This window comes from Serinibacter salmoneus, assembly GCF_002563925.1.
Lineage (GTDB): Bacteria > Actinomycetota > Actinomycetes > Actinomycetales > Beutenbergiaceae > Serinibacter > Serinibacter salmoneus.
This window is the reverse complement of sequence record NZ_PDJD01000001.1, coordinates 1,319,200-1,332,583: the sequence shown is the minus strand read 5'-3', so window position 1 is coordinate 1,332,583 and position 13,384 is coordinate 1,319,200. Positions and strand designations below refer to the sequence as shown.

Annotated in this window: 13 protein-coding genes; 2 read left to right on the top strand and 11 right to left on the bottom strand. The window is 70.8% G+C overall.

The features are described from left to right. Window positions 1-70 precede the first annotated feature (70 nt). Window positions 71-1,546 carry a DUF349 domain-containing protein gene (locus tag ATL40_RS05810; protein ID WP_281254882.1) on the top strand — a complete coding sequence of 492 codons (1,476 nt, stop codon included), beginning with the start codon at window positions 71-73 and terminating at the stop codon, window positions 1,544-1,546. A gap of 62 nt (window positions 1,547-1,608) precedes the next feature. Continuing rightward, window positions 1,609-2,166, top strand: a complete 558-nt coding sequence (locus tag ATL40_RS05805; protein ID WP_143556873.1) for a hypothetical protein — start codon at window positions 1,609-1,611, stop codon at window positions 2,164-2,166. Between the two features lie 30 nt (window positions 2,167-2,196). Here the strand turns inward: ATL40_RS05805 and ATL40_RS05800 are convergent, their stop codons facing one another. From ATL40_RS05800 to pdxS, 11 genes are all read right to left on the bottom strand, one after another. Continuing rightward, window positions 2,197-4,500: a RelA/SpoT family protein gene (locus ATL40_RS05800; protein ID WP_098468706.1), complete on the bottom strand. Its 2,304-nt coding sequence runs from the start codon at window positions 4,498-4,500 to the stop codon at window positions 2,197-2,199. A 20-nt stretch (window positions 4,501-4,520) separates the two neighbouring features. After that, window positions 4,521-5,645 carry a protein translocase subunit SecF gene (gene secF, locus ATL40_RS05795; RefSeq protein WP_098468705.1) on the bottom strand — a complete coding sequence of 375 codons (1,125 nt, stop codon included), beginning with the start codon at window positions 5,643-5,645 and terminating at the stop codon, window positions 4,521-4,523. After that, window positions 5,645-7,558 carry a protein translocase subunit SecD gene (secD, locus tag ATL40_RS05790; RefSeq protein ID WP_245866809.1) on the bottom strand — a complete coding sequence of 638 codons (1,914 nt, stop codon included), beginning with the start codon at window positions 7,556-7,558 and terminating at the stop codon, window positions 5,645-5,647. Before secD ends, secF begins: the two co-directional genes overlap by 1 nt. 108 nt (window positions 7,559-7,666) lie before the next feature. Next, window positions 7,667-7,996 carry a preprotein translocase subunit YajC gene (gene yajC / locus ATL40_RS05785; protein ID WP_245866808.1) on the bottom strand — a complete coding sequence of 110 codons (330 nt, stop codon included), beginning with the start codon at window positions 7,994-7,996 and terminating at the stop codon, window positions 7,667-7,669. A gap of 45 nt (window positions 7,997-8,041) precedes the next feature. Continuing rightward, window positions 8,042-9,112, bottom strand: coding sequence for a Holliday junction branch migration DNA helicase RuvB (ruvB, locus tag ATL40_RS05780; protein ID WP_098468703.1), 1,071 nt, complete (start codon window positions 9,110-9,112; stop codon window positions 8,042-8,044). Beyond that, complete coding sequence (gene ruvA, locus ATL40_RS05775) at window positions 9,109-9,771, bottom strand: Holliday junction branch migration protein RuvA (protein ID WP_098468702.1); 663 nt, start codon at window positions 9,769-9,771, stop codon at window positions 9,109-9,111. The genes ruvB and ruvA overlap by 4 nt, the downstream gene beginning before the upstream one ends. A gap of 94 nt (window positions 9,772-9,865) precedes the next feature. Further along, window positions 9,866-10,465 (bottom strand): crossover junction endodeoxyribonuclease RuvC, encoded by a 600-nt coding sequence (gene ruvC, locus ATL40_RS05770; protein WP_098470318.1) that lies wholly within the window; start codon window positions 10,463-10,465, stop codon window positions 9,866-9,868. A 22-nt stretch (window positions 10,466-10,487) separates the two neighbouring features. Continuing rightward, window positions 10,488-11,246, bottom strand: a complete 759-nt coding sequence (locus tag ATL40_RS05765) for a YebC/PmpR family DNA-binding transcriptional regulator (RefSeq protein WP_098468701.1) — start codon at window positions 11,244-11,246, stop codon at window positions 10,488-10,490. A gap of 59 nt (window positions 11,247-11,305) precedes the next feature. Continuing rightward, a complete protein-coding gene (gene pdxT / locus ATL40_RS05760; protein ID WP_098468700.1) occupies window positions 11,306-11,920 on the bottom strand; it encodes a pyridoxal 5'-phosphate synthase glutaminase subunit PdxT in 615 nt (204 codons plus the stop codon). After that, window positions 11,917-12,462, bottom strand: coding sequence for an NUDIX hydrolase (locus ATL40_RS05755; protein WP_281254881.1), 546 nt, complete (start codon window positions 12,460-12,462; stop codon window positions 11,917-11,919). The genes pdxT and ATL40_RS05755 overlap by 4 nt, the downstream gene beginning before the upstream one ends. Then, a complete protein-coding gene (gene pdxS / locus ATL40_RS05750; protein ID WP_098468698.1) occupies window positions 12,459-13,379 on the bottom strand; it encodes a pyridoxal 5'-phosphate synthase lyase subunit PdxS in 921 nt (306 codons plus the stop codon). The genes ATL40_RS05755 and pdxS overlap by 4 nt, the downstream gene beginning before the upstream one ends. Window positions 13,380-13,384: the final 5 nt, after the last annotated feature.

Here is a 13,384-nt window from a genome sequence, read left to right as displayed (position 1 = left end):
TCCCGCGCAGCGGATCCACCCGCTCAAGTACCACCGGCGACGGTGGTCATCGACAAGGACGTGACTGGCCGTGACCAACGAGACCCCCGACTCCCAGAACGCCCCGAGTGCACCTGCTGCACCGGACGCCGAGCAGTCGGCCCCCGCGGCGCGACCCGGCCCGCGGCCCGGACCGCGCCCCGGACCGCGCCCCACGCCCGCCGCGATGCCCCAACGGCCCTCCGCACCCGCACCCGGCGGGTCGAGCCCGGCCCCGGCTGCGGTGACGGTGGTGCCGGTGGCCGACGAGCAGGCAGAGATCCGTGAGGCGGCAGCCTTCGGATCGGTGGCCCCGGACGGCACGGTGTCGGTGCGCGACGGCGAGAGCGAGCGCGTGGTCGGGCAGTTCACCGATGCGGAGACCGCCCAGGCACTGGACCTGTACGTGCGCCGCTACCTGGACCTCAAGGCCCAGGTGCTGCTCCTGGAGCAGCGGCTGCCCACGCTCACGCCCAAGGAGGCGGCCGCCACGTTGGCCTCGCTCACCGAGCAACTCCTCGAACCCGCCGCGGTGGGCGACCTGCCGGCGCTGCGTGCCCGGCTGGAGGCGCTCTCCGGTGAGATCGCGGCGCGCGCGGAGGCCGCGGCCGCGGAGCGGGCCGAGGCGAAGGCCGAGGCCACCGCGGCACGCGAGGCGATCGTCACCCAGCTCGAGGAACTCGTGAGCACCGACCCCGAGCGGATGCAGTGGCGCGACGCCACCAGCCGGATCGGTGAACTCCTCCAGCAGTGGAAGACGGCGCAACGGACCGGTCCGCGCATCGACCGCGGGGTGGAGGACGCGCTGTGGAAGCGGTTCTCGAAGGCCCGCACGTCCTTCGACAAGGCGCGCCGCGCACACTTCGCCGATCTGGATCGGCGCAACGCCGATGCACACGACGTGAAGGCCGCCCTGGTCGAACGTGCCGAGGCGCTCTCCTCCTCCACCGACTGGCGGGAGACCTCCTCCGCCTACCGCGACCTGATGGACGCCTGGCGCGCCGCGCCACGGGGCAACCGGCGTGACGACGACCAGCTCTGGGCCCGCTTCAAGAAGGCGCAGGACGTGTTCTTCGCCGCACGCACCGCGCAGAACGCCGCGGTGGACGCCGAGTACCAGGCGAACCTCGAGGTCAAGCTCGGCCTCCTCGAGCGCGCCGAGGCGCTGCTTCCCATCTCCGCGGATGAGGACCTGGGCGCCACCAAGTCGGCATTGCGCGACATCCAGGACGCCTGGGACGAGGCCGGGAAGGTCCCGCGCGAGGCGATGCACGACGTCGAGCGCCGGCTGCGTGCCGTGGAGCGCGCGTTGCGTGATGCGGAAGCAGAGCAGATGCGGCGCAGTGATCCCGAGGTCAAGGCCCGGGTGGAAGGCGCCTCGGCAGCGCTCGTGGACTCCATCGCGGCGCTTCAGGCCGAGCTCGCGGCCGCCCGTGAGGCCGGGGACACCAAGGCCGCGCAGGAGGCCGAGCGCGCCCTGGAGACCCGCAAGGGATGGCTGGCTGCCGTCCAGGGCGCCCAGCGCTGATCTTTTCCACAGGGCGTCCCTCGCCGCGGCAGCGGTGCGGGACGCCCTGACATCCTCGGGGGATGGACTGGCACCCGCGCCCACTGATGCCCGTGCTCACGGTGCCCGAGACCGGAACCTGGCGACTGGACCACCTGAGCGGGCAACCCCTGACCCCGAGCGCGCGCAGCGCCGCTGACCTCGACGGTGGCCTCGTGCAACGCGCTGAGGTCCTCCCGGTACGCAGCGAGGTCTACGCCCTGTGCACCGCCGGTTGGCTCCATCTCGGCGGTGAGGTACCCGACCCGCTGGAGGTCGCCGCGCCGCGGGCGCGTCGCAGCAGGCACGACGGCGTGCGGCACCGCGTGATCTCGCACCATCCGGGCGAGGTGCTCACGGTCGCAGGCCGGCGCCTCACCACCCCGCTGACCACGGTCTGCGACCTCGTGCGCTACGCGGGTCGGGAAGGGAGCCTCGACCTATCGCCGCAGCGCGTGGCCGGCCTCGTGCAGTCCCTGGTGGCAGGAGGTGTGGACCCCGCCGAGGTCGAGCGGCGCCTCCTGACGGACGGGCCGATGCGAGGCAGGCGGCTGCGTGCCTCCCACACCCTGCGGGAGATCCTCACCGCATCGCGGGTGTGAGGGGCATCAGTGCCACTCTCAGCGTCAGTCTCAGTGCTGCGGCACCGGGGCGGCATCGGGGCGCACACCGGTGACCCGGTAGACGTCGTACACGCCATCGATCGCGCGCACCGCACGCAGCACGTGTCCCAGGTGGCTCACGTCGCCCATCTCGAACACGAACTTGCTCAGCGCAAGGCGGTCACGGGAGGTCGCGACCGTGGCCGAGAGGATGTTCACGTGGTTCTCCGAGAGCACACGCGTCAGATCGGAGAGCAGGCCGGCGCGATCCAGCGCCTCCACCTGGATCTGCACGAGGAAGACGCTCTGCGCATCGGGCGCCCAACTCACATCGACGAACCGCTCCTGATCGCCCTCGAGAGCGAGTACGTTGCGGCAGGAGGCCTGGTGCACCGAGACGCCCTGACCCCGGGTGACGAACCCGACGATGGGGTCACCCGGCACCGGGGTGCAGCACTTGGCGAGTTTCGTCCAGACGTCACCCATCCCGGCGACGACCACGCCACCGGAGGTGGAACGCGGGGTGGCCACATTGGCCCCAGGCCGGGTCACCTCGGCGAGGTCCTCCGTGGTGCCGTCCTCACCGCCCAGGCTCTCCACGAGGCGCCGGACCACGTTCCCGGCCGAGACGTGGTTCTCCCCGACGGCGGCGTACAGCGCCGAGACGTCCGCGTAGCGCATGTCCGAGGCGAGGGCGGTCAGGCTGTCGTGGCTGAGGAGGCGCTGGATCGGGAGGTTCTGCTTGCGCATCGCCTTGGCGATCTCGTCCTTCCCCCGCTCGATCGCCTCCTCCCGGCGTTCCTTGGTGAACCACTGCCGGATCTTGTTGCGCGCACGGGGCGAGGCGACGAAGGACAGCCAGTCCTGGCTCGGGCCGGCGTCCTGGGACTTGCTGGTGAAGATCTCGACGCTGTCGCCGTTCTCCAGCTTCGACTCCAGCGGCACCAGACGGCCGTTGACCTTCGCACCCACCGTGCGGTGGCCCACCTCGGTGTGCACGGCGTAGGCGAAGTCCACCGGGGTCGAGCCCCCGGGCAGGGACATCACCTCACCCTTGGGGGTGAAGACGTACACCTCGCTGCCGGACATCTCATACCGCAGCGAATCGAGGAACTCCCCCGGGTCGGCGGTCTCGCGCTGCCAGTCCACCAACTGGCGCAACCACGGCATCTCGCCGGCGCCCCCGGGCGCCGGTGCGCCCGCGCGGGCGGTCTCCTTGTACTTCCAGTGCGCCGCGACGCCGTACTCCGCCCGGCGGTGCATGTCGTGACTGCGGATCTGGATCTCGACCGGTTTGCCACCGGGCCCGATGACCGTCGTGTGCAACGACTGGTACATGTTGAACTTGGGCATCGCGATGTAGTCCTTGAAACGCCCCGGCACGGGATTCCAGCGCGCGTGCAGCGCGCCGAGCGCCGCGTAGCAGTCCCGGACCGAGTCGACCAGCACCCGCACACCCACCAGGTCATAGATGTCGGCGAAGTCACGTCCACGCACGATCATCTTCTGGTAGATCGAGTAGTAGTGCTTGGGCCTGCCCGTCACCGTGCCGCGGATCCGGGCCTCCTTGAGGTCCTCCCCGACCTTCTCCCGCACGAGAGCGAGGTACTCCTCGCGCGCGGGGGCACGCTCCCCCACCAACCGCACGATCTCGTCGTAGATCTTGGGGTACAGGGTGGCGAAGGAGAGGTCCTCCAGTTCCCACTTGATCGTGTTCATCCCGAGCCGGTGGGCCAGCGGGGCGTAGATCTCCAGGGTCTCGCGTGCCTTGCGCTCCGCGGAGGAGGAGGGCACGTAGCGCCAGGTGCGGGCGTTGTGCAACCGGTCGGCCAACTTCAGGACCAGCACCCGGATGTCCTTGGCCATCGCGACGACCATCTTGCGCACGGTCTCGGACTGCGCGGCGTCGCCGAAGCTCACCTTGTCCAGCTTCGTCACGCCGTCGACCAGCAGCGCGATCTCCTCACCGAAGTCGCGCCGCAACGCCTCCAGGGAGTAGTCGGTGTCCTCGACCGTGTCGTGCAGCAGTGCGGCGGCCAGCGTGGGCGGGGTCAGCCCGAGCTCGGCCACGATCGTGGCCACCGCCACGGGGTGGGTGATGTAGGGGTCCCCGCTCTTGCGCACCTGACCGTCGTGGGCGCGTTCGGCCACCTGGTAGGCCCGCTCGATGATCGCCACATCGGCCTTGGGGTGATTCGCGCGCACCACCCGCAGCAGCGGCTCGATCGCGGGCGGCGGACGGTGCCCCCGTGACCCGAACCGGACCAACGAGGAGCGCATCCGCGACCGCGGCACGATCGGTTCCAGACCCGATGCCCTCTGCTGCTCCGCCATTGGCCCATTCTAGGGCGGGCTCAGCGCCCCTTGCGACGCGGCTGGGCGGCCTGACCGCGGTGCCCCCCGGGCACGGTTCCCACCACGCGGGCATCCTCGTCCTGCACGTCGGAGACCGTGACGCGGAACTCCTGTGGGTCCTCCTCGGAGCCGGCGGACCCCGCGGAGGCCGCGCGACGGGACTGCAGGACCCGGGCGGTGTGGTCGTGGAAGCGCTGCTGACGTCCACGCAGCGCCACCTCGATCGGCGCCGCGAGGAAGATCGAGGATGCCGTGGAGACGATCAGGCCGATGAACAGGGCGAGCGCGATGTCCCGCAGCGTCCCGGCTCCGAGCAGGTACACGCCCACGAAGAGGATCGAGCCGATCGGTAGCAGACCCACCACGGAGGTGTTGATCGAGCGCACCACGGTCTGGTTCACCGCGAGGTTGGAGGCCTCGCCATAGGTGATGCGGCTCTGATCGAGGATCCCCTCGGTGTTCTCCCGCACCTTGTCGAACACCACCACGGTGTCGTAGAGCGAGTACCCGAGGATCGTGAGGAATCCGATGACGCTCGCGGGGCTCACCTCGAACCCGCTCAGCGCATACACCCCGACCGTGACCACGATGTCGCTCAACAGGGCGAGCACCGCCGCTGCGGCCATCGTCCACGCCCGGAAGTACAGGGTCATCACCAGCGTGACGAGCACGAGGAAGACCACGAGCGCGGTGACGGCCTTCTGCGTGACGTCAGCGCCCCACTGCGGGCCCACGAAGGAGGAGGTGACCTCACTGGGCTCCACGTCGTAGGCCTGCGCGAGCAGCAGCGCCAACTCCTCCGACTCCTGGCTGGTCAGCTGCTCCGTCTGCACCCGCACCGAGTCGGTGCCGAGCACCGCCACCTGCGGGACGTGCGAGGTGGTGATCTCGGCCACGGCCTCCTCGGCCGGGGCGGAGTCCGTGCTGGTGACGCCCGAGATGGTGAAGGACGAGCCACCGGTGAACTCGATGCCGGCGTTCAACCCCCGCGTGAGGAGCAGGCCCACCGAGAGCAGCACCAGGATGCCCGCGATCGCGAGCCAGAGCCGCAGCCGGCCCACGAAATCGTAGGAGCGCCGGCCCGTGTACAGGTCGTTGCCCAGCTGGGCGAAGCGGGAGACCATCAGCGGGTACCACCCTCGGAGTCGTGCGAATCGTGTTCGTCGTGGGCGTCCGCCGCGACGGAGACCGCCTCGGGCTCGCTCGCCTGTGGTGCCTCGACGTTGTTCTCAGCGGCCTCGAGCTCACGGCGCTCGTCCGCCTTGCGCTGGGCGATGGTGCGGGTGTCAGCGCCGGTGGCGGCGGCCTCGCGCTCCGGCTTGGAGCGCATCCGACCACGGCCGCGGTAGGCCGCGACGTTCACACCCAGTCGCACCGGGTCCAGACCGGACCACGGGTGGCCCTCACCGTAGAAGCGGGTGCGGATCAGCAGGCGCATCACCGGGTGGGTGAACAGGACCACGACGACGAGGTCCATGATCGTGGTGAGTCCAAGCGTGAAGGCGAAGCCGCGCACGCCGCCGACCGCGAGGAAGTACAGCACCACCGCCGCGAGGAAGTTCACCGCGTCCGAGGCGATGATCGTGCGCCGTGCGCGCAGCCAGGCGTGGTCCACGGCAGCGGACAGCGAGCGACCGTCGCGCACCTCGTCCCGGATCCGCTCGAAGTACACGATGAAGGAGTCCGCGGTCATCCCGATCGCGATGATCAGGCCCGCGACCCCGGCCAGCGAGAGGCGATAGCCCTGCGCCCAGGACAGCAGCAGGAGGGCGCCGTAGGTCAGGGCGAACGCCGCGATCAGGCTGGTGACCGTCACCAGGGCCAGGCCGCGGTACTGGAAGAAGGAGTAGATCACCACGAGCACGAGGCCGATCAGGCCGGCGAGCAGTCCGTTGCGCAGTTGCTCGGTACCGAGCGTTGCGGAGATCTGCTCCTGGGACTGCACCTCGAAGGTGATCGGCAGCGAGCCGAAGTTGAGCTGGTTCGCCAGGGACGTGGCCTCGGCGCGGGTGAAGGGGTCACCCGTGGGGCCGCTGATCTGCGCCTGGCCGCCGGGAATCGTGGTGGTGACCTGCGGCGCCGAGATGACCCTCCCGTCCAGCACGATGGCGAACTGGTTCAACGGCGAGGTCAGCTGGGAGATCCGCGCGGTGATCTCCTCGAAGATGTCCCCACCCTCGCTGGTGAAGTCCATCGAGACGACGGGGATGTTCGTGGCCGCACCCGTGCTGGAGGTCTCGAAGCCCATCTGCGCTCCGGAGAGGTCCGCGCCGGTGAGCTCGGCCGGGCCGAGGATGTACTTCAGGCTGCCGTCGTCGCTGCACGTGACCAGCGGGTTGTCCAGGTCGTCGTCGGAGCCGCCGGTCCGGTTCTCCGGCAGGGTGCAGTCCAGCATGTAGAAGTCGTAGAGCACCTGCTCGCTGACCCAGGCCTGGTCCGACGGGCTGGTCGGCTCCGTCTCCGGCTGGTCGGACAGCTCCCCGTCGCCGTTGGTGTCGGCGCTGGCCATCGCCGCCTCCTCGACCTGGTCGGCCGCGAAGGTCGGCTGGGTGGTGATCGCGTTGCCGTCCTCGTCCACCTCCCCGCTGTCCTCGGGCTCGGCATCCGGATCGATCACCTGGGTGGGGTCGATCGTGCCCGGGGCCGCCGTGTACAGCACCGTGCGCATGCGCATCTGCGCGGATGCGGTGATCAGGTCGACGGTCGCCGCGTCCACCTCGCCGGGGATGGCCACCACGATGTTGGATCCGCCCTGGCTGGTGATCTCGGCCTCGGCCACACCCGAGCCGTCCACACGCTGGCGGATGATGCCGATCGCCTGGTCGATGTCCTCGTCGGTGATCTCGCTGCCGTCCTCGGTCTGCGGGGTGAGGACCAGTTGGGTGCCACCCTCCAGGTCCAGCGCGAGCCCCGGGGTGAAGGACGCGTCGCCGTCCTCACCGCCGGTCGCCACACCGATCCCCACGGCCCCGTACATCACCACGAGGAGGAGCGCGAGGACATACAGCGGGCGTGCCGCTCTGCTACGTCGAGCCACGGATGTTTCTTCCTTCGTCGGGGCGACGCGCCACCTCAGCGCGCCGCCGTCGTGCGACCCTCGCCGCTCACCGGCCTGGGGCAAGGAGCACGGGGATCGTGCGGCGGATCAGATGCGGTCGCGCCGATCGGGGTCGTCGGGGTCGATCACGTCGTCCTGCGCGGGGACGGACTCGGCCGTGGCGAACTGGGGGGGAACGGCCTGGATCGCCGCCTTGACCCACCGGGTCACGACACCCGGGGTGGTCTCGATCAGCACCGTCTCCCCCACTACGCTGTGCACCGTGCCGAGTTGCCCGGAGGAGGTCATGACCTCGTCCCCCGGGTTCAGGGTGTTGCGGAACTCCTGTTGCTTGGCCTGCTGCTTACGACCGCGCGAGCTCATGAAGAACAGCGCGACGAGCGCAAGGCCCAGGAAGATGAACATCGTGTATTCCATCAGGAACACCCTCGGGTCGGTGACATGTGCGTCATCGAGTGTAGGTCACGCGGGCGGCGCACCGGACCCGTCCACGAAGAGCGTGCCCTGCGCCTGGGTTCCGGGGGCCGACGGCGGTCGCAGTCCGAGGTGGTCCCACGCCAGGGCGGTCGCGGCACGTCCGCGCGGCGTGCGCACGAGGAACCCCTCCCGCAGGAGATAGGGCTCGGCCACGGTCTCGACGGTCTCCGGCTCCTCTCCGACCGCCATGGCGATCGAGGTCAACCCGACCGGGCCACCACCGAATCGGACGCACAGCGTGTGCAGCACCGAACGGTCCAGGCGGTCCAGGCCGCGTGGATCCACCTCGAAGACCTCCAGGGCAGCTCGCGCCGCTGCCTCGTCAGCCGCACCGTTCCCACGCACCTGCGCCCAGTCCCGCACCCGTCGCAGCAGGCGGTTCGCGATGCGGGGTGTGCCGCGGGAACGCCGGGCGATCTCGCGACCGGCGGCAGGGTCCAGGGAGATGTCCAGGAGTCGGGCGGAGCGGGCGATCACCCGCTCCAGGTCGGCCGCCTCGTAGAAGTCCATGTGGCCGGTGAAGCCGAACCTGTCGCGCAGTGGCGCCGGCAGCAGCCCCGCACGCGTGGTCGCCCCGACCACCGTGAATCGTGGGAGCGAGAGCGGGATGGACGTGGCGCCCGCCCCCTTGCCGACGACCACGTCGACCCGGAAGTCCTCCATGGCCAGGTACAACATCTCCTCCGCCGGCCGCGCCAGACGGTGGATCTCGTCGATGAACAGCACGTCGCCCTCCTGCACGGAGGACAGGATCGCGGCGAGGTCACCGGCATGGGTGATCGCCGGACCCGAGGTGAGGCGTAGCGAGGCGTGCATCTCGCTCGCGATGATCATCGCGAGGGTGGTCTTGCCCAGACCCGGCGGGCCGGCGAGCAGCACGTGGTCCGCGCAGGCGCCGCGGCTGCGCGCCGCCTGCAGCACGAGGGCGAGTTGCTCGCGCACCACCCGTTGGCCGACGAACTCCTCCAGGCGCTTGGGCCGCAGCGCGGCCTCCGCTGCACGCTCGAGCTCGTCCGCCTCGGCGCTCGTGAGGGCCTCCTCGTCCACCGCCGTCACCGACCGGGACTCGCGAGCGACTGCAGTGCGGCGCGCAACACGGCCGCCGCGTCCTGGATGGGGGCATCACCGCGCTCGAGCACCCCCGCGACGGCGTCGGAGGCCGCCTTGCTGGGCCAGCCCAGCCCGACCAGCGCCTCGGCGACGTCCGCTTCGACCCCCGGGGTGGACGGGGAGTCCGCCGACGCTCCGGACCCGGCGGGACCCGACGGGCCCTCGCCCTCGCCACCAGGCGCATGCGCACCGGCCAGGGTGCTCGGCGGGCCGAGCTTGTCGCCGAGTTCCAGGACCAGTCGGCTCGCCCCCTTGCGTCCGATACCAGGCACCCGCACGAGGGCGGCGAGGTCCTCCTGCGCCACCGCGAAGCGCAGCGTCTCCGGGGTGTGCACCGCGAGCACCGCCAGGGCGAGGCGGGGCCCGACACCCGAGACGGACTGCAGGGTCTCGAACACCTCCCGCTCGTCCGCGTCCGAGAAGCCGTACAGCGTCAGGGAGTCCTCCCGGACCACGAGGGAGGTGTGCAGTTCGCACTCCTGGCCCACCCGCAGGGACGCCAGGGTCGCCGGGGTGGCGAGCACGCGCATCCCGACCCCCGAGGTCAGCAGCACGGCGTGGTCGAGGCCGACCGCCCTCACCTCACCCTGCACCAGCGCGATCATCGATCTCCTCTCGCAGGGGTATCCCCCCTACTCACCAGCCCCGGCGCCAGAGGCCCGAGGACATGGCGAACACCTGTACGAATCCGAGATCAGGCTAACGTCCCACGGTGGGTCGCGCCGCCGCGACGCGCCGAGGTGATCGCGCCGCGCGTCGCGCCGCCTCGCGCCAGGCGCGCTGCGCCGCCGTCCCGTCCCCGGATCCCTCGCTGACTCCCGTGGCGGGTGAGCCGCGCCAGGCGTGACAGATCGCGAGCGCCAAGGCATCGGTCGCGTCCGCGGGTCGCGGGACCTTGTCCACTCCCAGGATGCGGGCCACCATGGTCGCCACCTGTTCCTTGCCCGCCCGGCCGTTGCCGGTCACCGCGGCCTTCACCTCGCTCGGGGTGTGCAGCGTCACGGGCAGGCCGCGGCGCTGGGCGGCCACCATCGCCAGGCCCGCCACCTGCGCGGTGGATGCCACCGTGCTGACGTTGGACTGGGCGAACACCCGCTCCACGGCCACGGCGTCCGGTTGCAATCGGTCGAGCCATGCCTCGATCTCGTCCGCCACCCGCACCAACCGCGCCGCCAGTTCCTCCCCCGGCTCCGAGGTCGCCACACCGACATCGCGGATCCGCACCGCACGGTCGGGAGTCGCGTACACCGCCGCGAGCCCGCATCGCGTCAGGCCCGGGTCGACGCCGAGAATGGTCAGGCCGTGCGCCGCCACGGTGGGATCACTCCTCGTCGAGCTGCGCCATGACCTCGTCGGAGGCGTCGACGTTGGAGAAGACGTTCTGGACGTCGTCGGAGTCCTCCAGCGCGTCGATCAGGCGCATCACCTTGCGGGCTCCCTCCACATCCACCTCGACCTCCACCGACGGTACGAACTGCGCCTCCGCGGAGTCGTAGTCCAGACCCGCCTCCTGGACGGCCTGTCGCACCGCGAGGAAATCCGTGGCGGCACTGAGCACCTCGAAGGACTCCCCGAGGTCGTTGACCTCCTCCGCGCCGGCGTCCAGGACCGCCATCAGCACGTCGTCCTCGGTGAGCCCGTCCGTCTTGGGGACCACCACCACACCGCGGCGGGAGAAGAGATAGGAGACGCTTCCCGGGTCGGCGAGGCTCCCGCCACTGCGCGTGAAGGCAAGCCGCACGTCCGAGGCCGCACGGTTGCGGTTGTCGGTCAGGCACTCCACGAGCACCGCGACACCGCCGGGCGCGTAACCCTCGTACATGATGGTCTCGTAGTCGGCCCCGCCCGCCTCGGCCCCGGAGCCGCGTTTGACGGCACGCTCGATGTTGTCATTGGGAACGCTGGACTTCTTCGCCTTCTGGATCGCGTCGAACAACGTGGGGTTACCCGCCGGGTCCCCACCGCCGGTACGCGCCGCCACCTCGATGTTCTTGATGAGCTTGGCGAACAGCTTCCCGCGCTTGGCGTCGATCGCCGCCTTCTTGTGCTTGGTAGTGGCCCACTTGGAGTGACCCGACATCGTCTCGTCCTCGTCTCTACGTCGTCTTCAGACCCGTGGGCCACGGCGCTCGCCCGGCATCATCCGACACCTCGCACCAGCCTGGCGAACTCGCGGTGCACGCGCAGATCACCGGACACCTCCGGGTGGAAGGAGGTGGCCATCAGCACACCCGCACGGATCGCGACGATCCTACCCGCGGCCGGGCCGCCATCCGGGAGGCGCGCGAGCACCTCCACGCCCTCACCCACCCGTTCCACCCAGGGAGCGCGGATGAAGACCGCGCGGATCGGTGCGGGATCCCCCGTGAGCGCCGGAGCCACCAGATCGGCCTCGAAGGAGTCCACCTGCCGCCCGAACGCGTTGCGGCGCACCGTCATCGGGATCCCTCCCAGGCCCGTCTGGCCGGTGATCGCGTCCTGGATCTCCTCGGCCAGCAGGATCATCCCCGCGCACGAGCCGTAGGCGGGCAGACCACCTCGCAGCGCATCACGCAGCGGGGCGAACAGTTCCAGCCGGCGCAGGAGCTTCTCGATCGTGGAGGACTCACCACCGGGCAGGATCAGTCCGTCGATCCGGGCGAGCTCACGCTCGCGGCGCACCGGCACCGCCGTCTCGCCGAGGGCCTCCACGGCACGCACGTGCTCGGCGACGTCACCCTGCAGCGCGAGGACACCGATGGTGCGACCGGTCATGCCTGTCCTCCTCGCTCCTCGCTCAGGTGCCGGGTCACGCCGTCCCAGCCGGCGTGCAGGTCCGCCACGAGATCCGCGAGGCCGGCCGGGAACACCTCCACACTCGCCTCCCGCAGGTCCCCGGGTTCCCACCACGCCAGTTCGTCCACGACCTCACGCTCCAGCGCGGTCCACCCAGACACGCTCAAGGCGGCGGTGCCTGGCACCCGCGCCAGGAAGATCGCCTCGTGCTGCCGGCAGTGCTCGGAGAAGAAGTCGAACACCGCCGAGCGTGTCAGCACGGGCCCGATGAGGTGCTCCGCGTCCAGCCGCAGTCCGGTCTCCTCGGCGAGCTCGCGCACGGCCGCCTCCCGTTCGCTCTCCCCGGGCTCGATCCCGCCGCCCACCGTGAACCACCAGGTGCGGTCGGGCTGGTCGTCGTCGTGGCCGCGCACCAGGAGCACCCGGCCGCGCTCGTCCAGCACGATCACCCGGGCCGCGCGGCGCTCGCGCAGCCCGTCCGCGCCGCGCACCCAGTCCGGACCGAGCCGGGAGTAGCTCACCAGCCCCGCTCGGCCAGGCGATGAGGCTGCGGGACCTCGTCCACGTTGATCCCCACCATCGCCTCCCCCAGGCCTCGGGAGACGTTCGCGATCACGTCGGGGTCGTCATGGAACGTCGTGGCCTGCACGATCGCCGCTGCGCGCTTGGCCGGGTCGCCGGACTTGAAGATCCCCGACCCCACGAACACCCCGTCGGCGCCCAGTTGCATCATCATGGCCGCGTCCGCGGGGGTGGCGATCCCACCGGCCGTGAACAGCACCACTGGCAGCGCGCCGGTCCGCGCGACCTCGGCCACCAGCGGCAGCGGCGCGCCCAGTTCCTTGGCAGCGAGGTACAACTCGTCCTCGGCCAGGGAACTCAGGCGCCGGATCTCCCCGCGGATCGTCCGCATGTGCGTCGTCGCGTTGGACACGTCCCCGGTGCCGGCCTCCCCCTTGGAGCGGATCATCGCGGCGCCCTCCCCGATCCGACGAAGTGCCTCGCCGAGGTTCGTGGCGCCGCACACGAACGGCACGGTGAAGGCCCACTTGTCGATGTGGTGGGCGTAGTCGGCGGGGGTGAGGACCTCGGACTCGTCGATGTAGTCCACGCCCAGGCTCTGCAGGACCTGCGCCTCGACGAAGTGCCCGATCCGGGCCTTGGCCATCACGGGGATCGAGACCGCAGCCACGATGCCGTCGATCATGTCGGGGTCGCTCATCCGGGAGACGCCGCCCTGGGCGCGGATGTCCGCGGGGACTCGCTCCAGGGCCATCACGGCCACGGCACCGGCATCCTCGGCGATCCGCGCCTGATCGGGCGTGACGACGTCCATGATGACGCCGCCCTTGAGCATGTCCGCCATGCCGCGCTTGACGCGCGTGGTGCCGTGAGCGGACCGGGGGTCGGCGCCGGCCGACGGGGTCGAGGTGGTCATACTTC